The organism is Actinoplanes sp. NPDC051405 (assembly GCF_055586185.1).
This window is the reverse complement of sequence record NZ_JBVJIR010000005.1, coordinates 308,607-331,499: the sequence shown is the minus strand read 5'-3', so window position 1 is coordinate 331,499 and position 22,893 is coordinate 308,607. Positions and strand designations below refer to the sequence as shown.

Sequence of the window (22,893 nt, the reverse complement as noted above, 5' to 3'; positions counted from 1 at the left end):
GTTACGCATGACCAACGTGAACCCCACAAAGTCGGACCGGTATTTCACATTACGGTGTTGCGTTGTTCCGTCCGGGGCAGGTGCGCCGATTGTTACTTCACGGGGCAGGGTTTCGGCGCGCCGCCAGAGGTGAAGGTCTGCAAGGCGGTCAACGCGTCGTCCACCGTGGCCACCTCCGCCATGGTCAGACCGGGCACAGCGTTGCGCATCGCCTCGGCGCAGTTGTCGGCGGGCACCAGGAAGAGCTTGGCGCCCGCGTCCTTCGCGCCGACCAGCTTCTGCGGGATGCCGCCGATCGGGCCCACGTTGCCCTCGTCGTCGATGGTGCCCGTACCCGCGATGATCTTGCCGCCGGTCAGATCGGCCGGCCGTAGCTTGTCGATGATGCCCAGAGTGAACATGAGCCCGGCGCTGGGCCCGCCGATCTCGTCCAGGTCGATCTCGACGGTGAACGGGTGCGGCTGCTTCTTGTCGATGGCCACGCCGATGCGCGGGGTGTTGCTGCCCTCGGCGGCCCTGGTCTTGATGGCCGCGGTGGCGGCCTTGCCGGCGCGGGTGTAGCCGACCGTCAGCGCCGTGCCGGCGGGCTTGGCCTGCACCAGCTGGGTCAGCTTGTCGGGGCTGGTCACGGGGGTGCCGTCGACAGTCGTGATGACGTCGTCCTTCTGCAACACGCCGACCGACGGGCCGTCCTTGGTCACCTCGGTGACGAAGGTCTGCACCGGGTAGCCGAGCTCACGCAGCGCCACGGTCACCGCGCTGTACTGCGACGACTTGAACTCCTCGGCGTTCTGCTCCTCGACCTGCTGCTCACTCCGGTCCGGCGGGTAGATCAGGTCCCGCGGCACGACCGCCTGCTCGTCGCTGAACCAGCCGCGGATCGCCCAGACCAGCTCCACGCTCGGCTGGACCCCTACGGTGGTCAGCCGGAGCTGACCCGCAGAGGTCGAGGTGTCCGCCTTCGTCACCTGGATGACCTCTTTGCCGTTGTCCGAACCGAGCGTGTTGACGGTCGGCCCCGGCTTCAGCACGACGTAGGGCAGGGGAAAGGCCATGACACCAACTGCCAGCAGTGCGGTGATCAGGGCGCCGAGGATGACCGTGACACCGCGACGTCTCATGCGCGTGACCGTACCAACCGACCCTGAGTTCTCTCTGAGCTGACACCGGCATTGCTCACCAGGGGCCCTGACGCGCGTACGGTTGGGGTGTGCCTGATATCCCGTTCGGCTTCAGCCTGCCGGGCGCCCAGCCGCCCGACCCCTCCGACCCGCAGCAGATGCAGCAGTTCATGAATCAGCTGCAGCAGATGTTCGCCGCGCCCGGCAGTGGCCCGGTCAACTGGGATCTGGCCCGCCAAGTGGCGGCCAGCCAGCTGAGCGCCACCGGCGATCCCGCGGTGAACATGTACGAGCACAACGCGGTCTCCGAGGCCCTGCGCCTCGCCGACCTGTGGCTCGACCCCGCATCCGCGCTGCCCTCCGGCATCCGCGACGCCACCGCGTGGAACAGAAACGAGTGGGTCTACAACACCCTCGAAGTGTGGAAGAAGCTGTGCGACCCGATCGCGGGCCGCATGGTGGGCGCCATGGGTGACCTGGTGCCCGAGGAGGCCCGCGCCCAGCTGGGCCCGATGCAGTCGATGGTGGCCACCCTCGGTGGCGCCCTCTTCGGCGGCCAGCTCGGCCAGGCGCTCGGCCAGCTCGCGGCCGAGGTCCTCTCGGCCGGCGACATCGGCCTGCCGCTCGGCCCGGCCGGCACCGCGGCGCTGGTCCCGGCCAACATCAAGACCTACGGCGACGGCCTGGAGCTGCCGGAGGACCAGGTCCGGCTGTACGTGGCGCTGCGCGAGGCAGCCCACCAGCGGCTGTTCCAGCACGTCCCGTGGTTGCGCGCGCACGTGCTGAACGCGGTCGAGACCTATGCGAACGGCATCACGGTCAACCGGGAGGCGATCGAAGAGGCGATGAGCCGCGTCGACCCGTCCGACCCCGAGTCGATGCAGCAGATGGCGCTCGAGGGCATCTTCACGCCCGAGGACACGCCCCAGCAGAAGGCCTCCCTGGCCCGGCTGGAGACGGCGCTCGCGCTGATCGAGGGCTGGGTGGGCCACGTCGTGGACAGCGCGGCGGGCGACCGGCTGCCGTCGGTGGCCGCGCTGGGCGAGGCGTTCCGGCGCCGGCGCGCGGCCGGCGGACCGGCGGAGCAGACCTTCGCGGCGCTGGTCGGCCTGGAGCTGCGGCCGCGGCGGCTGCGCGAGGCCGGGGCGCTCTGGGCTGCCGTCACCGAGCACCGCGGGGTCGCGGGGCGGGATGCGCTGTGGGATCACCCCGATCTGCTGCCGACGGACGAGGACTTCGCCGATCCGCAGAAGTTCGCTCGGGCTCAGCTTGATTGGGACATCTCCGAGCTGGACAACCTGGGCGGGACGGACGAGACCGGCTCGGGTGCCGACAAGAACGAATAACAAGCAAAAGCAGGAGGTCGTGCCTGGTTGCATGGCACTGACCGTCGCTCCCGCCGATTGCCGGGTGGTTGCATGGCTTCCATCCGGCTTTCTGCTGTCTGCCCCCAAGCCCTGTTGTGGTCCGGCTTGGTCGGTGCTGTCTTTCTCGGTCGCCTGCTCAGCCGCCCAGGATGGCTCTGGTGTTTTCCCAGCCTTCGAGGGCTGGGTCCAGGGTGGCCAGGTCGTAGGGTCCCCGCAGCCGGCGCCACTCCGCGGTCGACTCGACGAGGCTCGGTTGGGGTGCGGTTCTGCGCACTGTCATCGGTGTTGCCGTGTCCAGGTCGGTGTCCGTGAGCCATTCCGGGACCGGGAGGTTGGTGGCGAGGGCCAGCAGGCCGCTCTCCTGGCCGGTGGGGGCGACTGCCACGGGTTTGCTGCTCAGGGGGCGTAGGAGCTTGCCCAGAATCATGCCGGGGACGTCAGCGGCGTCTGCGGCGAGGACTGCGGCCTGGTCGTAGCCGTCCTTCTCGGCCGCTTTGAGCACGGGCAGCACGGTGGCCGTGGGCACCTCGTAGATCGGCATGCCCGGCCAGGCGATCTCGCGGGCCAGCTCCAGGTCCTCGGCGGTGGCGGCGATCGCCGGCTCGGCCTGGGCCAGCCGGGCCAGGAGGTCGACGACGTCTTCGGCCAGGGCGGCGCGCCATTGCTCGAGCCCGGTTCCGGGCGGGCTCCAGGTCACCGGATTCAGCAGCGCCACCACGACACGTTTGGTCACGACTCGAAGGCTAGCCCGGCACACCTCGGCCCCGGCACGCCCGTGGACCGGCGGCCCGTGGCCCGGCCCATGCCCAGCAGCCCGACCCAACCCCAGTGGCCCGACGCAAACCCGGCGGCCCGACCCAAGCCCGGCGGCCCGACCCAAGCCCCGAGGCCCGGCGCAAGCCCGGCGGCGACCCAAGCCCCGCGGCGCAGCGGTCGCCTGCCGGTCAGTCGTCGGCCAGGACGAGACCAGTTGCGGCGGAGATGCCCTCCAGGTAGCCGCGGGCGCGTTCTGCCTTCGGGTAGCGGTTGACCAGCTCCCAGAACTGCGCGTTGTGGCTGGGGACGACCAGGTGGGCCAGCTCGTGCAGGAGCACGTAGTCGATCACCCAGTCCGGCATCTCCTGGATCCGGTGCGAGATGCGGATCGTGGCGTCGTCCGGGGTGCAGGAGCCCCAGCGGCCGTTCTGGTTGGTCACCCAGCGGACGCTCGCGGGCACGATGTCCTCGGCGTGGTCCGGCAGGTAGCGCGAGATCAGGCGGCGGGCCCGCATCAGCAGTTCGCTGTCCGTACGCCGGATGCGTTCCTCGCGGGCGGCCAGGCGCTCGAGCATGCGCGCCACCCACTCGGTCTCCTCGGCACGGGAGAACCGGTCGGGAATCAGGACGACAACGCGCTCGCCCTCCCGGTACGCGGACACCGTGCGACGCCGGCGCTGGCTGCGCCGCACTTCGACGACAGGCTTGCGCGTCCTGGCCATTACCGGCTCGCGCGGCCCAGCTTGGGGTTCACATTGCGACGTTAATGTGTCAGGGCCAGGTCAGCGCAAGGGTACGGGAAACGACACGCTCCCAAAATGTGACCTACGCCCCAGTAAATCCGAAAAATATTTCTCCGCGCGCGCCGGGGCCGCCGGAAAGGCCCACGGTATCCGAAGAAACGACCATACTCCGACCGCGTTAAACGTCCCGTTTCAGGCGACCTGGAGTAAATCGTCGGCGTGTCTACCCGTATGTGCCTAAAAAGGATCATCTCGCCCGGCACACTCAGGCCGTCGACGACACAGTCGACGCTGCGCTGACATGGAAAGGCCCCGACCTGGGTAGTGACCGCCCCGAGCGGGTGGCCACATTCACGTGGTCGCGGAGCGGTCCAGCGCCGAACACAGATCGCGGCCTGACGCCGCGAGCCAGGCACCGGGCCGACCCGGCTGACAACATGACGAGGAGGAATCGTGGCCGACAACACGTACAACGGCTACTGCGTGAAGTGCAAGGAGAAGCGCGACTTCCAGGGCACCGTCGAGGTCTCGAAGACCGGCATGAACATGGCCAAGGGCAAGTGCCCGGTCTGTGGCACGACGGTCAACCGGATCCTGGGCAAGGCCAAGGCCTGACCGCGCCTGACAAGCAAGGACGGGGGCGACCATTTCGGTCGCCCCCGTCGGCTTTCACACCCCTTGTCACCCGTACGGGTCCGTAACCAGTTACCGCCTCAACACGTTAAGTGATTGAGCCGCTCCCCCACCCGCCTGTGGATAACTCGCAGAATCCTGTGGATAACCCTGCCCTCAGGCGGTAGGACCCTGTGGACAACCAATCCGCTGTGCGCCGAGGTCGTGACACCGTGTCATGTCATGAGCCGTACGCCGCTACCCCGGCCCACCCTGCTGCCGGGGCTCCCCCGCATCTGGCGCACCCCGCACACCCTCCAGCTGGGCCTCGATCCGGCTCACGCCGTACTCCTCGATCTGCCGGAGCCGAGAGCGGCCCGCCTGCTCGACCTGCTCGACGGCTCCCGCTCCGAGCGGCTCGCCGTGGCCCGGGCCGGCGCTCTCGGCCTGCCTCCCGACGAGGCCGCCGCCCTGCTCGACACCCTGCACGCGGCCGGGCTCGTGGTGCCCGCCCAGAGCCTGTTCCCGCCGGCGATGCCGGCCCGGCTGACCGCTGAGGCCGCCGCACTGGCTTTCTCCGGAGCGACCACCTCACCGGCCCGCACGCTGCGCCGCCGCGCCGCGGCCCGGGTCGTCGTCACCGGCCCCGGCCGTCTCGCCGCCGGCGTCGCGGTCGCCCTGGCCGCCGCCGGCGTCAACCACGTCCACCCCGATCTGTCCGGCACGGTGACCAGCCACGATCTCCCGGGTGGCCCGCTCACCGAGGCCGACGTCGGCCGACCCCGGGCCGAGGCCGTGGCGGCCGCCGTCGAGCGCGCGGCGCCCCAAACCCGGACCCGTCCGGTACGCCGGGGAGCAGCGTCACTGGTGATCCAGCTGGCCCACGACCACCCCGCCACCCGGCCGCTCGTCACCAGCGCCCACCGCAACCGCCCCCACCTCACGGCGACGATCCGCGAAGGCATGGTGATCGTCGGCCCGCTGCTTCTGCCCGCGGCCACACCGTGCCCGGCCTGCATCGCCCTGCACCGCGCCGACCGCGACTCCACCTGGCCACGGACCGCCCCCGATCCGATACCGGTCACCGTTGAGCCGTGCAGCGTCGCCACCCTGCTCGCGGCGGTCGGCTACCTCACCGCGGAAGCCCTGACCCACCTCGACGAAGGCACCCCGCAGACCCTCGGCGCGGAGGTGGCCATCACCGCCCCGGGCCACCTCCGCCGCCGCACCTGGCCACCCCACCCGTCCTGCCGATGCAGCCGCCCCCGCTGACCCGGACCCCTTCCGCCGCCCGGCCATCGCCGGAGAGGAGGCGTGGGTCACAGCGGGACGTCATTGATGGGCAGTGATCGGACTTTTGGCACGTCCCGGCTCGAACAACAGCCGCGGGAGCGGTTGATCCGCGCCGCGTCGGTCACAATGATCTGGTGACCGACATCCCGCGTCGTGCAGCGTCCCGCACCGCCAAGCTCGCCGCGCTGCCCCTCGGCTTCGCCGGGCGCACCGTGCTCGGCCTCGGCAAGCGGGTGACGGGCATCGCGACGGACGTGATCTCCGCCGACATCCAGCAGCGCACCGCCGAGCAGCTGTTCAGCGTCCTCGGTCAGCTCAAGGGCGGGGCGATGAAGTTCGGGCAGGCGCTGTCGGTCTTCGAGGCCGCGATGCCCGAGGAGATGGCCGGGCCCTATCGGCAGGCGCTCACCAAGCTGCAGGAAGCCGCCCCGCCGATGCCGGTGGCCAACGTGCACAAGGCGCTCGCCGAGCAGCTCGGTGCCGACTGGCGGGACAAGTTCGCCGAGTTCGACGACAGCCCGGCCGCCGCGGCCAGCATCGGCCAGGTGCACCGGGCGGTGTGGAAGCTGCCGCCCAGCCGCAAGGGCGCCAAGCCCAAGACGCTCGACGTCGCGGTCAAGGTGCAATATCCGGGCGCCGGCGAGGCGCTGCTGGCCGATCTCAAGCAGCTCAGCCGGCTGGCCGGCATGTTCAAGATCATTCAGCCCGGCATGGACATGAAGCCGCTGCTCGCCGAGCTGCGCGACCGGATCACCGAGGAGCTCGACTACGCCCTGGAGGCGGAGGCCCAGACCGCTTTCGCCGCCGGCTACGCCGACGATCCGGAGATCTTCGTGCCGCGGGTGGTCGCCTCGGCGCCCCGGGTGCTGGTGACCCAGTGGGTCGAGGGCATCCCGCTGTCGAAGGTGATCAGCGAGGGCACCCAGGAGGAACGCGACGAAGCCGGCCGGCTGATGGCGACGCTGCACTTCTCGGCGCCGGCCCGGACCGGTCTGCTGCACGCCGACCCGCACCCCGGCAACTTCCGGATCCTGCCCGACGGCCGGCTCGGCGTCATCGACTTCGGCGCGGTGGCCCGGCTCCCCGGCGGTCACCCGGAACCGATCGGCCGCCTGGTCCGGCTCGCCCTCGACGGCGACGCCCACGGGGTGGCCGAAGGGCTGCGGGACGAGGGCTTCATCAAGCCGGACGACGAGCTGGACGCCGAGGCGGTGCTCGCCTTCCTGCGCCCGATGATCGAGCCGGTCGCGGTCGACGAGTTCCGCTTCACCCGCGCCTGGATCCGCGGCGAGGCGACCCGGCTGTCCAGCCCCAAGTCACCGGCCTTCCAGCTCAGCCGCAAACTGAACCTCCCGCCGTCGTACCTGCTGATCCACCGGGTGACGCTGGGCTCGATCGGCGTGCTGTGCCAGCTGGAGGCGCAGGCGCCGTACAGGTCGATCCTGCAGAAGTGGCTGCCGGGCTTCGCGCCGGTCGCGTGACGCGTTGCGGTGACCACGCGGCTGATCCACCTCGAGGACGCGCCCGCGCTGAGCGCTGCCCTGCGGGACAACCGGGACTTCCTCGCTCCGTGGGAGCCGGTGCGCGATGAGAGCTACTTCACCGAGACGGGTCAGCGAGAGGTGATCACCAACATGCTGCGCGGCTTCGCCGAGGGCACGACCCTGCCGCACGTCATTCTCGACGGGCGTCAGGTGGTCGGCCGGATCACGCTCACCGGCATCGTCCGCGGCCCGTTCCAGTCGGCCGACCTGGGCTACTGGGTGGTCGCGGCCGCGAACGGCCGCGGCTTGGCGACCGCCGCCGTACGCGAAATCGCCCGCCTTGCCTTCGCGGACCTGAAGCTGCACCGCATCGAAGCGGGCACCCTGTTGCACAACGCGGCCTCGCAGAAGGTTCTCGCCCGCAACGGCTTCATCCGCTTCGGCACAGCCCCGAAATACCTGAAGATCGCCGGTGAATGGCAGGACCACGCCATGTTCCAGCTCCTGACGCCCCACCCGTGATCATGAGGTTGGCCGCCGCGATGGCCTGGTGACCCCGCACCGGTCTGATCCGGCGCCCGAACCGGATCGCCTTCGAGGGCATCCAACCGGTATTCGCCGCGGCGGCCGTCCGCCACTACGCGACCCATCCGGCCGAACGAGCCACGATCCGGCACCGACTCAGGGCACGGCAAGCTCATCGACCAAGCTGGGGCTGGCTCCGCACGTGCTGCGGCGGGCGGCCGGTGGGTGCGTCGATGACGGCGGCGATGAGGACCTCCTCGAAACCGCGCCGGCACCAGCGGAACCAGCCCCGAAGCGGGCCCGCCGCCGCGTCGTTCTGGCCGGCTGCTGTTCGTCGCCGCGGGCGTCATCGTGGACGACTACGCCGCAGGCTTCGGTAAGGGGTGCCGGGCGCAGCCCGGCGAGCGCGACCATGCAAGCACCTGGCAGGGAGCGAAGCGACCGGTCCCCGCGGGAGCGACGGCCCGAACCCCGAGGGACCGTGGCAATGAAGATCTTGATCTGAGAGCGAGCAAAAGAAAGGGGGCCCGCCCGCGGGTTGCGCGGACGGGCCCATCGGGTTCATTGCTCAGAGGCGTCCACCCAGTTCACGGGCAGCCCGGTGCCGGGCCTCCATCGCGATCTGACGGGCGGGTCGGTGTGCCTCAGGGTGAAGGTCGGCCTGAGGCCGACGCATTCGTGCGCGTGAGAGCGCTTCGTGGATGAGTTTCACCTTCGAGTGTCCATTCGTGTTCACGACTGTGTTTTCCGTCTCTGGTCAGGAATTGGTGGGTGGAAGTCTCAGGCCGCGAGGCGGACCGAGTTGCGGGACTCGAGGCCGTTCGCGGCGAGCCGCTCGTCGACCTCGACCTGGAGCTCGGCGTCGCGGGCGACGTCGACCTTGCGGGGACGGCCACGGGGCCGCTTGCGCGGCACGACGGCGCCACGCTCAAAGATCTCGCCGCCCCAGACACCCCAGGGCTCGTTCCGCTCGACCGCGCCGGCGAGGCACTCGACGCGCAGCGGGCAGTCCCCGCAGAGCGACTTGGCCAGTTCCAGCTGGGCCGGGGAGTCCGAGAACCAAAGGTCCGGGTCGAACTTCCGACAGGGCAGGTTTGCCTCGAGCTCGACGCTCACGTCGAGTGGGGCCAGCGCCAGACTCATAAAGCCCGGTCACCTCTCTCTTCTTCTCGATCTTCTGGATCGCGATACAGGTCGTGCACCGGCCGGTGAGCCGGCAAAAAAGTAGGCCGCGGATCCCGGTTACGGGTTCCGCGGCCTCGAGGTGAGCCGGATGGTCTTTTCAGACCGGCCTTCCTCGAGGCGGGACACCGCTGGCACCAGCCGTCATGCGCTTGGCGACGCCGTTGCTGCCCACGAACCCAGTGGTCCCGTTGCTTCCGTCGACATCAACCAGGATCCGGACCAGCTCGGCCTGGATCTGGACCTGGTGCGCCTGCGAAACGGGAGCCCGCTCAGCGGTCAGCAGCGCCACGGGGGCGGATGCCGGCAGCCACGAGACGGACGGAGCGCAGACAGCAGCAAGCAGCGTCGACGGTCGCTCGATCGTGTAGTTGAGCTTCACCGGTGCCACCTCCTCCATCGCCTTGCGCTCGAGTCGTGCTCTTCAGACCCTTGATGAGCATGGTTGTAACCCGTGCTCGTCAAGGTGTGAACTGAGGCTAAGCCCGGCCACGGGGCGAGGGCAAACGAATTAACGGACTAGTTTTCAAAGTTTTCTGCCGCCGGCTCCGCGAGGCTCTCGCCGCCCACCAGAGCGAACACCGCGGCGCCGTACTGGCCCAGCTTGCGGGGGCCGATTCCGGCGATGGCCAGCAGCTCCGGCGGGGTGGCCGGCTTGCGCTCGGCGATCGCCACGATCGTGGCATCCGTGAACACCACGTAAGCAGGAACTTTCTGCTCCGCGGCGGTGCTCGCGCGCCAGGCCAGGAGACGCTCGTACAGCTCCTCGTCGAGGTCCGACGGGCAGGTCGGGCAGCGGCCCAGCTTGCGGTCGGCGCCGGCCATCAGCGTCGCCCCGCAGATCCGGCAGGAGACCACCGTGCTGCGGCGATTGACGGGTTTCCGACTGCCGCCCGCGACGCTTGCCTTTTCCAGCCCGGTGCGGGTGCTGCCCAGCTGCGGCAGAAACCGGCACGGTCGCCGCGCGCGGCCGCCCGGCGACCGGCTCTGCCCGTAGGACAGCCAGAGCCACTGCCGGGCCCGGGTCACCCCGACATAGAGCAGGCGGCGTTCTTCCTCGAGCTGCTCGGGGGTTTTCGCGTACGTCGTCGGCAACGTCCCCTCCGCCAGCCCGACGAGGAACACGGCGTCCCACTCCAGGCCCTTGGCGGAATGCAGCGAGGCCAGCGTGACGCCCTCGACCGTGGGGGCGTGCTGCTGCTCGGCGCGGTGGGCCAGCTCCGCGCAGAACGCCGACAGGGACACGTCGTGCTGCACCGCGCCGGCCTGGCCCAGCGGCAGCAGGTCGGGCGTGCGGGCGTACTCCTCGGCCAGGGCGACCAGCGCCGCCAGGGCCTCCCACTGCTCACGCTGCGCCCCGCCCGGCGGGGGCTGGTCGGGGGCCCAGCCGGTCGCCGAGAGCGCCTCGACGACGGCCTGGACCAGCGGGGTCTCCCCCGGTGTGGACCGCACGGCCGAGCGCAGCGCGATCATCGCCTGGCGCACCTCGGTGCGCTCGAAGAAGCGCTCGGCGCCGCGCACGACGTAGGGCACCTCCAGCTCGGCGAGCGCCTTCTCGTACGCCTCGGACTGCGCGTTGGTGCGGAACAGCACCGCGATCTCGCTGGCCGGGGTGCCCGCGCCGATGAGGTCGCGGCAGCGGCGGGCGACCGCGACGGCCTCGGCCGGCTCGTCCGGGAAGATCTTGAGGTCCGGCTCGGCACCGGGCGGGCGCTGGCCGACCAGCTCGAGGCGCAGCTTGGCCTCGGTGCCGCGGGCCTGCTTGATCACCGCGTTGGCCAGGCCGACGACCTGGGGGGTCGAGCGGTAGTCGCGGACCAGGCGGACGACCACCGCGTCGCGGCGCTGGCGGGGGAAGTCCACCAGGTACGCCGAGGTGGCGCCGGTGAACGAGTAGATGGTCTGGCTGGCGTCGCCGACCACGGTGATGTCGTCGCGGCCACCCAGCCACGCGTCGAGCAGCCGCTGCTGGAGCGGATTGACGTCCTGGTACTCGTCGACGACGAAGTGCCGGTACTGCGAGCGGACCTGCTCGGCGACGTCGGAGTGCTCCTCGATGCCCCAGACGGCAGCGCGCAGCATGTCCTCGAAGTCGATGACGCCCTGACGGCGCTTGAGCGATTCGTACGCGCCGAACACCTCGGCGACCTTGGCGGCCTCGTACGGCGGCTCGCGCAGCGCCTTGGCCGCGGCGACCACGTATTCCCCCGGCTCGACCAGGGACGACTTGGCCCACTCGATCTCGCCGGCCAGGTCCCGGGCCGCCGTGCGGTCGGCGCGGATGCCCACCCGGTTGGCCGCGAGCGCGACGAGACGGGCCTTGCTCTCGACCAGCTCGGGCATCGCCCGGCCCTCGAGCAGCCGGGGGGCGAAGTAGCGCACCTGGCGCAGCGCCGCCGCGTGGAACGTGCGGGCCTGCACCCGGCCGGCGCCCAGAGCGGTGAGCCGGGCGCGCATCTCGGCGGCGGCCCGGGCGGTGAACGTGACAGCGAGGATGTGCCGCGGGCTGATCTCGCCCTTGAGGGTGCGGTAGGCGATCCGGTGGGTGATGGCCCGGGTCTTACCCGTGCCGGCCCCGGCGAGGATGCAGACCGGCCCGGCGGGGGCGGTCACGGCCCGCCGCTGATCGGGGTCGAGCCCGGCAAGCACGCGTTCGGCTGTCACAACCGGGAATCATGGCACCCCGGTCCGACGTTTCACGGGATGGCGTACCGCCATGTGATGTCTCCGAAAGGATCCCGCGCGATGTTGACCATGTACTCGACGTCCTGGTGTGGCTACTGTCACCGGCTCAAGTCGCAGCTCGACCGGGAGGGCATCCAGTACGACGTCATCGACATCGAGCAGGACCCGGCCTCGGCCGAGTTCGTGATGGGCGTCAACGGCGGCAACCAGACCGTGCCGACCCTGCGCTTCGATGACGGGTCCGCGTTGACGAACCCGTCGATCGTGCAGGTCAAGGAGCACCTGGCCGCCATCTCCGCCTAGCGGAGCCGGGGCACAGCGGGGGCCGGTCGCAGCGCGGCCGGCCCCGTCCGCGTCACGGGATCAGCGCGGGGATGCTCGAGTCGAGAAGGCCCTGGCGCTTGAGCTCGCCGTACAACGGGGTGGTCTCGGGGTAGTGGCCCCAGGCGTGGTCGCCACTGCCGTCGCCGGCCCCGCCGAGCAGCTGCTTCTGCACCGGCGTGAACGACGCCCACTCGGGCGTGTCGGGCAGGTCCGCGACCTCGTCGCGGCCGGCCACCCAGCGGTAGGTGTAGCCGAAGAAGGCGCCCACCCGGGTGATCGGCGAGTAGTTGTCCGAGCGCGCGTGCCACAGCCGCCGGTCGAAGACGACCAGGTCGCCCGGGTTGGCGGTGATCTGCAGCGCGCCCTCGGGCTGCGGCCACGGGACGCCGCGCGACGGCGGGCCCGGCAGCCAGTTGGTCAGGTGGCTGCCCGGCAGGACGGTGAAGTTGCCCCGGCCGGTCTCGCTCACGTCGGACAGCCAGTAGGCCAGCTTCACCGACATCCGCGGGCGTGGGTCGGTCTCCAGCTCACGGTTCTGCCGGCCGCCGTCCTGGTGCCAGTGCCACCATTCCTTCTGCTGCTCGTGGATCTGCGGGTGCACATCGACGTGCGAGTGGTAGACGTGCACGTTCCAGCCGAGGATCGACCAGATGTACTTGAACGCCTTGGGGTGATCCAGCAGGAACGCCAGCTCCGGGTTGTTGGTCACCGCGGAGAGCTGGTGCAGCGCGCCGTTCGCGCCGAGGCCGCCCTCGCGGGCCACCTTCTCCTTGGTCCGCAGGATCGCGGTCCGCGCGATCGCGACCTCGTCCTCGGTCAGCACCGCCGGGATGACCAGGAAACCGTCGCGGTCGAAGCGCGCACGTTCCTCGGCCGTCATGGGCGTCCAGGTCTGCTCAGCAAGCAGGGACATCTATCTACCTCTTCCTCCGTGTGTCTGCTTTACCAGACGCTGGAGTGTCCCCCGCCCGTTGCTAAGTGAGTGTGAAGAATTCTTTGATTAGAGAAACGTGAATCCCTTAACGGGGGAAATCGCCCAACCATCGCTCAACGAGATAAAACGCTATCGACGACCGCATGGGCAGATTCATCCGTACGCCGCTCTCCGGCTCCACGTAGTCGCCGGCGATCATCCGGGTGATGTCCTCGCGGGTGAACCAGCGCGCCTCGTCGATCTCCTCGGGATCGACCGTGATGGGCTGCTCCCGGTCCGCCACCGCGGTGTAGCCCAGCATCAACGAACCCGGGTACGGCCAGGACTGGCTGCCCTCGTACTGCCAGGACCGCAGCCGGACGCCGACCTCCTCCTGGACCTCCCGCACCACGGCGGCCTCCGCGGACTCGCCCGGCTCGACGTAACCGGCCAGGCAGGAGAACCGGCGGACGCCCCCGGTCTCGGGCCAGGCCGCGTTGTGGCCCAGCAGGCAGCGGCCCTGCGCTCCCGGCACACCGTCGTGCACCAGCACGATCATCGCCGGGTCGGTACGCGGCCACATGGCCCGGCCCTCGGCGTCCACCCGGGACCAGCCCGCCTCGATGACCGTGGTGGGCTGGCCGTTGCGCGGCGAGAAACGGTGGCTGGCATGCCAGTTGCCCAGGGCCGCGGCGGTGGTCAGGATGCCGGCGTCCCGCGGGTCGAGGCGGTCACCGATGTCGCGCAGGGTGCGCGCCTCGGCGTCGTCGGCCGCGGGCAACGGGGCGTCGATCGCGAAGATCGGCACGCCGGCCGGATCCACCCCGAGGAACAGGCGCTCGCCCTCGGGCGACGCGTCGGCGCCGACGAGCACCAGCGTCGGGGTGCCGTCCGGGCGCTCGGTGATCAGCGCCCGGCCGCCCTTGGCGATGTCGATGACCAGCACCAGCCCGGTCTTCCAGGCCTCGGCCAGCCAGTCGTCGTCGGTGCGGTGGTGCGCCGCCCGGTCCAGGCTGGTCCGGGCGAGCGGCGGGACGGCCGGCCCCGGCTGCTCCCCCACGTCGGGTTGCTCACCGGTGCCGGACGCTGCCACGGGCTCGCTCACGCGGCCCCGCGTTCCACCGGGGTCAGGGCGGCCAGCGGTGCCTCGACCTTGTCGGCGTCGCCGAGCACCACCGTGACGGCCTGCGAGGGCGCCAGATACTTGGCCGCCGCCTCGGTGACCTGCTCACGGGTGGCCGCGGCCAGCGCCGCCGAATGCTCGCTCAGGTAGTCCAGCCGCAGTCCGAAACTCGCGTAGATGCTGGCCAGCCCGGCCAGGCCGGCCTGGGTGGACATGCCCAGCCGCAGGGTGCCCAGGGCATAGCGGCGGGCCTGCTCCAGCTCCTCCTCGCCCGGTGGCAGGCTGGCCACCCGGCCCAGCTCGTACAGGGTCTCGAGCATCGCCGGGCCGGTCACCTCGGTGGCCACCTCGGCCGCCACCACCAGCGCGGAGCCGGCGACGAAGTGCTCGATCGAGCTGTGCGGACCGTACGTGTAGCCCTTGTCCTCGCGGATGTTCTCCACCCAGCGCGACGAGAAGTAGCCGCCGAAAACCATGTTCGCCAGCTGCAGCGCCGCATACTCCGGGTCGGTGCGGGACACCGCCGGCAGGGCCATCCGCAGCGACGACTGCACCGCGCCGGGCCGGTCGACCAGCAGCAGCGGGCCGGGCTCCAGCTCGGGCGTAGGCGGCACGTTGCCGTCGCGGCTCGGGCCGATCCAGCCGCCCAGCGCCTTCTCGGCGGCGTCGATCGCCTTCTCCGGGTTGAGGTCGCCGACCAGCACCAGCACCGCGCCGTCCGGGCGGACCCGGTCGGCGTGCAGGGCCCGCAGCTGCGCCGGGCGGACACCCTTGACCTGCTCCGGCTCCGGCGTCTGCACCGCGTACGGGTGCCGGCCGTACATCCGGTGCAGCAGCGCCGTACGGGCCAGGTGGGCCGGCTGGCTCTGGGCGACCTGGATGTGGTCGACCAGGCGGTCCCGCTCGGTGGCCACCTCCTCGGCCGGGTACGTCGGGTCGGTCAGCACCGCCGCCAGGATCTCCAGCATCCGGTCGAGACCGGCGGCCAGCGAGTTGCCGGTGACCAGCAGCCGGTCCGGGTCCAGTCCGGCCGACAGTCCGCCGCCGACGGCCTGGAGCTCGGCGGCGATGTCGATGCTGGACATCGTGGCCGTGCCGGTGAACAGCGCCTGGGACAGCAGGGTGGCGCGGGCCAGCGGCGCCCGGCCGAACGGCACTCGCAGCCGCATCTCGATCAGCGGCACCGCCTGGCGCCGGATCGCGATGACCGTCAGGCCGCTGCTGAGCCTGCGTTCGGCCTGCTTGGGCAGCTTGAGCTTGGTGTCCGGAATCAGCTCCGGCAGTTCTCGCGCAGTCACTGGTTGGCTCCCGGGAGGACCTCGATGGTGGAACGGCGCTCCGGCCGCAGGGTGGCCGCGGCGGCGACGATCTGCGCCTCGGTGACCTCACCGACCAGCCGGGGCAGCTCGTTGAGCAGCTGCGGGCGGCCGCGCTGGGTCTCCAGGACGGCCATCGGCAGCGCCCGGCCGAGCACGGCGTCGGTGTCGCGCAGCAGGTGGGTGGCCATCCGGGCCTGGGTGCGGGCCAGCTCGCCGGGGGCCATGCCGCCGGTGGCGAGCCGGTCCAGCTCCTCGTCGATCGTGCGCAGCACCTTGTCCGCGTCGCCGCCGGGAGGCATGTGCGCCTGCAGCAGCATCGCGGTGGGGTTGCGGACCTGGTACTCGTCGCCCATGAAGCCGATGTAGCCGCCGACGCTGGTGACCGTACGGTCGCGCTGCACCAGCCGCTCGACCAGCCGGGACGCGTCGCCGTCGGTCAGCACCTCGGCCAGCACCACGTACGGCAGGTAGGCCTCGAACTCGGCGATCGGGTCCGGCAGCCGCCAGCCGCTGGCCACCGCCGGCAGCGGGGCGAGCCGGTCGGTGTAAGCCTCCCGGCGCTCGCCGTCGATGTCGGGCTCGGCGAAGTCGGGCAGGTCGGGCTTGCCCCGGGCCGGCACGTCGCCGAAGTGCCGCTCGATCAGCGTGGTCGCCTGGGCCACGTCGAAGTCACCGGCGACCGCGAGCACCGCGTTGCCGCTGGCGTAGTACTTGTCGAAGAACTCCTCGGCGTCGGCCACGGTCGCGTGGTCCAGGTCGCCGAACGAGCCGTAGCCGTCGTGCGCGTTGGCGAATGTGGAGAACATCACCGGAGGCAGCCGTAGCCACGGGAAACCGCCGTACGGCCGGTTCATGACGTTGACCCGGATCTCCTCCTTGACCACGTCGACCTGGTTGCGCAGGTTCTCCTCGGTCAGGCGGGGGCCGCGCATGCGGTCGGCCTCCAGGAACAGCGCCCGTTCGAGGGCGCCGGAGGGCAGCACCTCGAAGTAGTCGGTGTAGTCGAGGTGGGTCGAGCCGTTGAAGCTGCCGCCGGCTCCCTGCACGTGCCGGAAGTGCGCCAGCTTCTCCAAATTCTCCGAGCCCTGGAACATCAGGTGCTCGAAGAGATGGGCGAAGCCGGTGCGTCCCTCCGGTTCGGAGCGGATACCGACGTCGTAGACGACCGCCACACCGACCACCGGGGCGCTGCGGTCGGGTGTGAGGACCACCCGCAGACCGTTGTCGAGGGTGAAGCGTTCCACCGGATACTTCGTCGCGGGAATCTTCATTTTGCGCGCCACACCAGAGAATCTAACCCCCCGGAGCGGCGCGTGTCCGATCCGTGGTCCGGCGCCCTCGATCGGCGGTGCTAGCTTTCGCGTAGTGAGTCCGTGACGCGAGGTAAATGCTTCGATATCCTGTCGCGTCCGATCCACCACCACGACGGGGAGACAGACCAGTGCCGGTACGGCTGCGCCTGGAGTGCGATTCGACCGCCGACGCGGAGTCGCTGCATCGTTGGTTGCGCCGGGAGCAGGCGGTCCGCGTCGACGGCGGGCTGGCACTGGGCGGCGGCGACGATCCCGAGCTGATGGGCACGCTGCTCGACGTGCTGACCCTGATCATCGGCAGCGGGCTGTCCGCCGGCCAGCTGGCCCTGGCCGTGGCCAGCTGGCGCGACTCCCGCCGGCCGGCGCCCAAGGTGACGATCACCCACACCGCGGCCGACGGCACGGTCACCCGGATCGACGTGGCCGACCGCACGTCGCTGGCGATCGCGCTGACCGAGCTCGAGCAGCGCGAGCAGAAGTAGTCGCATGACTGACGTCACAGACCCGGCCGCGGCCCAGCTCGTCCTCATCGGGGTCTCGGCCTACCGGCGGCTCTTCGAGCTGCCCGCCGCCCGGCGCAACGTGACGGATCTGCGCGACCTCTTCCAGCACGAGGATCTGTGGGGAGTGCCGCCGGAGAACTGTCACGTGCTGCTCGACCCGGAGTCCCCGGCCGAGGTGAGCCGCGCGATCCGGCGGGCCGCGGCGGCGGCCGGCAGCAACGGGCTGCTGCTGGTCTACTTCGCCGGCCACGGGCTGGTCGACGTGGACGACGACAACCTGATCCTCGGGCTGCCCGGCTGTGACCCCGAGGCGCCCTACGAGCGGGGCGTCCCGTACGACTGGATCCGCCGGGCCGTCGCCGACACCCGGGCCCGCCGCCGGATCGTGATCCTCGACTGCTGCTACTCGGGCCGGGCCGGGTCCGAGCTCGGCGGCGACGGCAGCGGCACGGACGCGGTCGCCGACAAGGCCGAGACCGAGGGCACCTGCCTGCTGGTCTCCGCGCCGGCCAACCGCCCGGCCATGGCGCCGCGCGGCGAGGTGCACACCGCGTTCACCGGCGAGCTGATCCGGCTGCTGCGCGACGGTCTGCGGCCTCCGCCGCCCGAGGCGGTGCCGGCCACGCTGACTGTCCACACCGTCTGGCGCACGATCCGCCGGGCGATGCTCCGCCGCGGCTTCGAGCGTCCCGAGCTGCGGGCCCGGGACTCCGGCGGCGAGATCGCCCTGGTGCACAACCCGGCCGCGCCCCGGCACAACCTGGCCGGCAGTGTGCTCTACGCGGCGCCCTGGTTCGTCGACGAGGACCTCGGCCAGCGCGCGATCCTGGTGCTGCGGCACAACCAGACCGGCGCCCTCGGCGTGTGCATCACCCAGCCCGCCGGTGACATCCCGGACGAGTTCCCGGACGCCTGGCGCCCGCTGCTGCGCAACCCGGCGATGCTGTTCCACGGCGGTCCGGTGGCCCGCGACGGCTACATCGTGGTGACACTGCTGCGGGCCGGCGCACCCAAGCCCCTGCGGTTCACCCCGATCCGCGAGCGGCTCGGCACCCTGGCGTTGTCGGCGGTGCCGGAGGACGTCGCCGACACGGTCGACACGATGCGCGTCTTCGTCGGCTACCTCGGCTGGCGCGCCGGCGAGCTGGAGGAGTTCCTCGACCGCGGGGCGCTGATCGCCAGCCGGCACACCGCCCGGCAGGTCTTCACCGAACGACCCGGCGAGCTGTGGCAGTCCCTGCAGGCGGCCCGATGACCGACCCGGGCGAAGGACTCAGCGCGGGTGAGGTGCTGCTGCTGGACCGGCTCACCGCCGGGCTGCGGGACGTCGACCAGATCACCCTGCTGCTCGGCTCCGGCGTGACGGCCGGCGTCATCCCGCGGGTGCAGGGCGTCCTGGACATCGCGGACAGCTTCGCGGCCGGGCGCAACGACGACGGCGCCCTGGAACGGGCCCTGGAGCAGGCGCGCTCGGAGCTGGTCGGGGCGCGCCCGATCGACGTGTACCGCGCCTACCGGCGGGTGTTCACCGACTGGGTGTCGGCTGGGGCGTTCGACGTGATCGCGCAGCAGGCGGTGCTGAAGGCGTACGCGGCCCCGGACCCGATGGAGTCCCCGCTGGCCACCCACGGCCTGGGCCAGCGGCTGGAACGCGGCGTCGGCGAGGGCGTGGAGAACGACCGGTTCTCGTGGCAGCTGCCCCGCGGCGTGGAGGCGCTCGGGCACCTGCTCGCTCAGGTCCCGGAGGCCTTCGATCACCGGGTGCTGACCACGAACTTCGACCCGCTGCTGGAGATCGCGATCCGCTCGGCGGGCGGCCGCGCGGTGAGCCTGCCGCTGGACCAGCGCGGCACGACCGGGACGACCCGCGGTGCCGACGGCGCTGTCCGGGTCTTCCACCTGCACGGCTTCTGGCGCCCGACGCTGCACGTCCGGGGCCCGCAACTGCTGCACGACCCGGCCCGCATCGCGGAGAACAAGCTGCTCATCGCCGCGACCGCCGACCTGATCCGCGGCGACACCGTCTGCGTGATCGGCAGCAGCGACTGGTCCGGCACGCTGACCGCCGCCATCGCCGCGGCCGCCCGCACCCGGCCCGTACGCGTGCTCTGGGCCCTCAACGACCCCGACGCGGCCGGCGCGCTGAGCACCGCCGAGCGCCTGCGCGAGGCGACCGGCCTGCCGGTCGAGTGCTTCCCCGGCGTCGACTCCGAGCGGCTGTTCCCGGCCCTGGCCGAACGCGCGCAGGTTCCCGTGCCGCCGCGGGCGACCGGCCTGCGGCACCGGGTACGGCACCACAGCTGGGAACGCCAGCTCGTCTCCCAGCCCGGCACCCAGCCCCCGCGCGACGTGCCCGGCCTGCTGCTGCAGCTCGAACGCCGGTTCGGCTGGATCAACCAGCAGCGCGGCACGGTCGGCCCGATCCGGCTGCTCTGGCCGGTCCGGCTGCGCCCGCGCGCCTCGGTGATCCACATGGTCCAGGCGTTCGTGGCGGGCGCGCTGGCCCGGCTCGGTGTCGAGGTCCGGGTCTGCATCGACGACGTGGGCTCGCGGGACATCGACGCGGCGGCCGCGTTCCGGGCCGACCTGGACCGCTGGATCGACCACACCGGGCACGGCGCGGTCCGCGAGTTCGTCAGCCTGTCGGAGTTCCTCGACCAGGTGCAGCGGCAGCCGGCGGACACCTCGCCGGAGTCCCTGTTGCGCCCGACGGACCCCTGGTCGGTGGCGCGCACCTTCTACGGCGAGCACAACCCGTCGCTGTACAGCCTGCTCGCGGCGGTCAAGGCGGTGCCCAACCTGACCTCGTGGGACGAGCTGGAGAAGAACGCCTGGCCGATCGTGCAGTCGGTGCTGCGGACTGACGCGAACAGGCTGCTCACGCCGTTGACGCTGTGGCCGTACCTGAACAGCATGCTGCTGGAGAGCGCGACCAACGACGTCATGACGCTCGGCGGGCGCGACGAGGCGATCCTGTGGGCACAGTGGCGGCAGACGTTCGGCTTCGGGCCGGGGCATCTCTACAACCCGTACATCAAGAGCCTGAAGCACGACGCGCACATGCTGCGCTGGTCGTCCGAGGAGGAGCTGCGCCGGCACCTGCTCCGGACCCGGGAGCTGCCGGGCTGGGACGCGGAGGGCAGTTATGTGCCGTGGCTGTTCCAGAACGCGTTGCTGCTGCCCGGCTACCTCAACAACGAGCCGGTGCCGGAGACCGAGGACTTCCCGCTGGACTCGTGGGCGGCGTTCGTCGCGGCGATCGAGGACGGGCGCCCGGTGCTGGACCTGCTGGCGGCCCGGGTGACCGAGCTGTTTCTGCGGCCATGAGCACGGTTGCCCGTTCGGAGGTCGCGGTCTTGGCGCGGCCGAGTTAGCGTCTCAGGTATGACTGCCACAGTTGTGGAGCGCGTCGGGCACACCTCCGTCCCCTCGTCCGTCGAGGACGACGCCGCACTGTGCGTCACCGCTCTGGGCGTGGAGCTGACGGCGTACGTGGCCGGAGCGGCCTCCGTCGCGGAGTTCGAGTCCTGGTTCGCCCGTGGTCAGCGCCCGGCCTGGCCGGTCCGGCGCCGGCTGGCCGCCGCGGCCGAGCTGGTCAACGTCTTCGAGGCCGCCAACCAGAGCGCGCTGGCCGCGGCCTGGTTGCGCGAGCTGGATCCGACCGGGTACGTCCCGGCCCGGGTGCTGAGGATCTCCGAGGGCGACGAGGCGAGTGTGAAGTCGCTGCTCGAAGCGGCCGCCATCTGGGCCCTCACGCCCGCGGCAGAGTAGCGCCGATCGCCTCGGCCCACGGCGCCTGTGATCCGTTGAGGTAGCGGCCGGCGTGCCCGGCCAGGTCCACGTGGGCCCGGAAGTGCTTGAGCACGGCACCGCGGACCCCGATCCGGGGCAACGCGAAGAGACTCTTCCCGCCGTCCGCCACGTTCTCCACCGCGAGTTCGCCCTTGGCGCTGATCAGCAGCGTCGAGTTCGGCGCCCGGTGGGTGCTGGTCAGCCGGATGTCGATCGCCACACCCTCCGCCGCGGTCCGCCGGACCAGGTCGTCCAGGACGTCCTGGACGCCGGCCGGTGCGAGCAGCGCGGCCCGTTGCGGGTGCGCAGCCTTGCCGACCGGCACGACGACGTGCAGCACCCAGGTGGTGACCCCGAGACCCACGAGTTGATCACGCAGCGCAAGCAACGTCGGGAGATTGCCGTTGCGCGCAGTGACGACCGTCTGGACGCTGCACGGCACGTCCGCGCGGACCGCGCGCCGGATCGCGTCCACGGCGTAGACCGCCGAGCTGGCGCCCGGGGGCAGGTGCTGCCGGTTGGCCGGGCGCAGCGCGTCGTTGCCGGCCGGGTCGGCGCTGTCCAGTGACACCCGGACGTGCACCTGGTGGCGCCGGAGGGTGGGCACCAGCCGGCTGAAGTCGCCCACGCCGGAGGTGTCCAGCACCACCGCCTTGCCGGTCTCGGCCAGCCGGGCGATGAGCCGCTCGGCCCGCTCGACCCGGGCCAGCGGCTCCCCGCCGGTGACCACCCCGACCATCGCCGGGGTCGCCGCGGCAGCGCGCAGCACCCGGGCGAACCAGGCCTCGTTCTCCTGCTCGCGGTAGCCGGTCATGAGGTCGTCGGCGTGGCAGTAGAGGCAGCGCAGCGGGCAGTGGGCGGTGGCGAAGCAGTTCACCACCAGCGGCGCGGTGATCCGCGGGAGGACGTCGAGCTGCCCGACCACCGACCGGCCGAAGAACGCGCGGCGCGGGGTGTCCGGGTCGGTCTCGCAGATGCCCAGCTCGGCCAGCGCCCGGGTCTCGGCGTCGCCGCCGGCCCGGCCGGCCCGGACCCGGCGCAGGGCATGCAGATGGGCCGGGTCGAGCGCGAAGAAATGGTCGCGGCGGGGGACGTACGCGATGGAGTCCCGCACCCGTACGCCGGGCGCCAGGCGGACGGTCGTGGACGTTCGGCGGCGCTCGGACAGGACGAACACGGGGCGATATTGCCACACTCAGTAGTCGTTCATGTTTCGCCGCACCGTCACGTCGGCGCGCAGTGCCGAGCTGCTACCGGGCGGCCGGCACCCGGTCGATCGTCACCTTCGAGTTCAGCTTGACCAGCTGGGCCACCGCCTCCGGGCGTGCCTTCGGAAAGCGCAACTGGTCCCGCGCCACGTACGGCGCACCGGTGGCCCGGGAGACCGCGTCGGGCACGAAGCCGCTCAGGATCAGCAGGAGGCCGACCACACCCAGCACCGCGAAGACCACCGTGGGCGGCTTGAGGTCGCCGAACCGGCCCCACAGCAGCAGACCGTCGGCGATCAGGAAGAGCAGGATCACGGTCGGCGCCACGCCGTACCCGAAGATCTTGCGCAGCCGGGTCACCCGGGCGACCGCCCGCGCCGCGCTCTCGCCCATCGGCACCTCGATCGCGGCTTTCGACCAGGGCAACCGGGGCAGCGGGACGGCGGCCGTCTGCCGCCGGCCGTCGCCGGCGAGCACCTGCTGCGGCCAGCGCAGACCAGCCACCTCGTGCAGCCCGATCCGGATCGCCGTCGTCGGTTGGTCACCCACGGCCGGGACGATACCCGGTCACCGGCTTCTCACCATCCGGATGGGGCTTGACGACCGTCCCCTACCTCGTCCACTATTCCC

Annotated in this window: 22 protein-coding genes; 10 read left to right on the top strand and 12 right to left on the bottom strand. The window is 71.4% G+C overall.

Annotated elements, in window-relative coordinates:
• Nucleotides 1-92: 92 nt before the first annotated feature.
• Complete coding sequence (locus ACZ6S4_RS14265; RefSeq protein ID WP_465475330.1) at nt 93-1,121, bottom strand: YlbL family protein; 1,029 nt, start codon at nt 1,119-1,121, stop codon at nt 93-95.
• Between the two features lie 89 nt (nt 1,122-1,210).
• Here ACZ6S4_RS14265 and ACZ6S4_RS14260 point away from each other — a divergent pair, with 89 nt between their 5' ends.
• On the top strand, nt 1,211-2,467 hold the full coding sequence (locus ACZ6S4_RS14260; RefSeq protein ID WP_465475329.1) for a zinc-dependent metalloprotease: 1,257 nt from the start codon (nt 1,211-1,213) through the stop codon (nt 2,465-2,467).
• Nucleotides 2,468-2,624: 157 nt separating this feature from the next.
• Here ACZ6S4_RS14260 and ACZ6S4_RS14255 read toward each other — a convergent pair whose 3' ends face one another.
• Together ACZ6S4_RS14255 and ACZ6S4_RS14250 are read right to left on the bottom strand one after the other, a co-directional pair.
• Nucleotides 2,625-3,221, bottom strand: a complete 597-nt coding sequence (locus tag ACZ6S4_RS14255; protein ID WP_465475328.1) for a hypothetical protein — start codon at nt 3,219-3,221, stop codon at nt 2,625-2,627.
• Nucleotides 3,222-3,432: 211 nt separating this feature from the next.
• Complete coding sequence (locus tag ACZ6S4_RS14250) at nt 3,433-3,966, bottom strand: M48 metallopeptidase family protein (RefSeq protein WP_465475327.1); 534 nt, start codon at nt 3,964-3,966, stop codon at nt 3,433-3,435.
• Between the two features lie 474 nt (nt 3,967-4,440).
• On the opposite strand from ACZ6S4_RS14250, the gene ACZ6S4_RS14245 reads away from it, so the two are divergent.
• The 4 genes from ACZ6S4_RS14245 to ACZ6S4_RS14230 all read left to right on the top strand — a co-directional run bounded on the left by ACZ6S4_RS14245 (nt 4,441) and on the right by ACZ6S4_RS14230 (nt 7,898).
• The gene (locus ACZ6S4_RS14245; protein WP_015625326.1) at nt 4,441-4,602 is read left to right on the top strand and encodes a DUF5679 domain-containing protein; all 162 of its coding nucleotides are present in this window, start codon (nt 4,441-4,443) and stop codon (nt 4,600-4,602) included.
• 240 nt (nt 4,603-4,842) lie between these two features.
• Nucleotides 4,843-5,871, top strand: a complete 1,029-nt coding sequence (locus ACZ6S4_RS14240) for a ThiF family adenylyltransferase (RefSeq protein WP_465475326.1) — start codon at nt 4,843-4,845, stop codon at nt 5,869-5,871.
• A 155-nt stretch (nt 5,872-6,026) separates the two neighbouring features.
• Nucleotides 6,027-7,373, top strand: coding sequence for an ABC1 kinase family protein (locus ACZ6S4_RS14235; RefSeq protein ID WP_465475325.1), 1,347 nt, complete (start codon nt 6,027-6,029; stop codon nt 7,371-7,373).
• Nucleotides 7,374-7,382: 9 nt separating this feature from the next.
• A complete protein-coding gene (locus tag ACZ6S4_RS14230) occupies nt 7,383-7,898 on the top strand; it encodes a GNAT family N-acetyltransferase (protein WP_465475324.1) in 516 nt (171 codons plus the stop codon).
• A 783-nt stretch (nt 7,899-8,681) separates the two neighbouring features.
• Here ACZ6S4_RS14230 and ACZ6S4_RS14225 read toward each other — a convergent pair.
• From ACZ6S4_RS14225 to ACZ6S4_RS14215, 3 genes are all read right to left on the bottom strand, one after another.
• A complete protein-coding gene (locus ACZ6S4_RS14225; RefSeq protein ID WP_360545029.1) occupies nt 8,682-9,044 on the bottom strand; it encodes a WhiB family transcriptional regulator in 363 nt (120 codons plus the stop codon).
• A gap of 139 nt (nt 9,045-9,183) precedes the next feature.
• A complete protein-coding gene (locus tag ACZ6S4_RS14220) occupies nt 9,184-9,465 on the bottom strand; it encodes a hypothetical protein (RefSeq protein WP_246595442.1) in 282 nt (93 codons plus the stop codon).
• Between the two features lie 137 nt (nt 9,466-9,602).
• Nucleotides 9,603-11,747: an ATP-dependent DNA helicase UvrD2 gene (locus ACZ6S4_RS14215; RefSeq protein ID WP_465475323.1), complete on the bottom strand. Its 2,145-nt coding sequence runs from the start codon at nt 11,745-11,747 to the stop codon at nt 9,603-9,605.
• 81 nt (nt 11,748-11,828) lie between these two features.
• Here ACZ6S4_RS14215 and ACZ6S4_RS14210 point away from each other — a divergent pair, with 81 nt between their 5' ends.
• Entirely contained in the window at nt 11,829-12,071 is a 243-nt protein-coding gene (locus ACZ6S4_RS14210; RefSeq protein ID WP_360545033.1) for a mycoredoxin, read from the top strand.
• Nucleotides 12,072-12,123: 52 nt separating this feature from the next.
• Here ACZ6S4_RS14210 and ACZ6S4_RS14205 read toward each other — a convergent pair whose 3' ends face one another.
• The 4 genes from ACZ6S4_RS14205 to ACZ6S4_RS14190 all read right to left on the bottom strand — a co-directional run bounded on the left by ACZ6S4_RS14205 (nt 12,124) and on the right by ACZ6S4_RS14190 (nt 16,718).
• Nucleotides 12,124-13,005, bottom strand: a complete 882-nt coding sequence (locus ACZ6S4_RS14205) for a phytanoyl-CoA dioxygenase family protein (RefSeq protein ID WP_465475322.1) — start codon at nt 13,003-13,005, stop codon at nt 12,124-12,126.
• Nucleotides 13,006-13,111: 106 nt separating this feature from the next.
• Nucleotides 13,112-14,110 carry an NAD(+) diphosphatase gene (gene nudC, locus ACZ6S4_RS14200; protein WP_465475321.1) on the bottom strand — a complete coding sequence of 333 codons (999 nt, stop codon included), beginning with the start codon at nt 14,108-14,110 and terminating at the stop codon, nt 13,112-13,114.
• Entirely contained in the window at nt 14,107-15,426 is a 1,320-nt protein-coding gene (locus ACZ6S4_RS14195) for a M16 family metallopeptidase (protein WP_465475320.1), read from the bottom strand. Before ACZ6S4_RS14195 ends, nudC begins: the two co-directional genes overlap by 4 nt.
• Complete coding sequence (locus ACZ6S4_RS14190; protein WP_465475407.1) at nt 15,423-16,718, bottom strand: M16 family metallopeptidase; 1,296 nt, start codon at nt 16,716-16,718, stop codon at nt 15,423-15,425. The genes ACZ6S4_RS14195 and ACZ6S4_RS14190 overlap by 4 nt, the downstream gene beginning before the upstream one ends.
• Nucleotides 16,719-16,888: 170 nt before the next feature.
• On the opposite strand from ACZ6S4_RS14190, the gene ACZ6S4_RS14185 reads away from it, so the two are divergent.
• From ACZ6S4_RS14185 to ACZ6S4_RS14170, 4 genes are read left to right on the top strand one after another with little or no spacing between them, the layout of a single operon-like run.
• The gene (locus ACZ6S4_RS14185; RefSeq protein ID WP_465475319.1) at nt 16,889-17,242 is read left to right on the top strand and encodes an effector-associated constant component EACC1; all 354 of its coding nucleotides are present in this window, start codon (nt 16,889-16,891) and stop codon (nt 17,240-17,242) included.
• A 4-nt stretch (nt 17,243-17,246) separates the two neighbouring features.
• Nucleotides 17,247-18,518 (top strand): YqgE/AlgH family protein, encoded by a 1,272-nt coding sequence (locus tag ACZ6S4_RS14180; RefSeq protein ID WP_465475318.1) that lies wholly within the window; start codon nt 17,247-17,249, stop codon nt 18,516-18,518.
• Entirely contained in the window at nt 18,515-20,590 is a 2,076-nt protein-coding gene (locus tag ACZ6S4_RS14175) for an SIR2 family protein (RefSeq protein WP_433721877.1), read from the top strand. The genes ACZ6S4_RS14180 and ACZ6S4_RS14175 overlap by 4 nt, the downstream gene beginning before the upstream one ends.
• Nucleotides 20,591-20,647: 57 nt before the next feature.
• Entirely contained in the window at nt 20,648-21,034 is a 387-nt protein-coding gene (locus ACZ6S4_RS14170; protein WP_465475317.1) for a hypothetical protein, read from the top strand.
• On the opposite strand, the gene ACZ6S4_RS14165 is transcribed toward ACZ6S4_RS14170, so the two are convergent.
• On the bottom strand, nt 21,015-22,232 hold the full coding sequence (locus ACZ6S4_RS14165; RefSeq protein WP_465475316.1) for a radical SAM protein: 1,218 nt from the start codon (nt 22,230-22,232) through the stop codon (nt 21,015-21,017). The genes ACZ6S4_RS14170 and ACZ6S4_RS14165 overlap by 20 nt on opposite strands.
• Before the next feature lie 73 nt (nt 22,233-22,305).
• Entirely contained in the window at nt 22,306-22,812 is a 507-nt protein-coding gene (locus ACZ6S4_RS14160; protein ID WP_465475315.1) for a hypothetical protein, read from the bottom strand.
• Between the last annotated feature and the right edge of the window lie 81 nt (nt 22,813-22,893).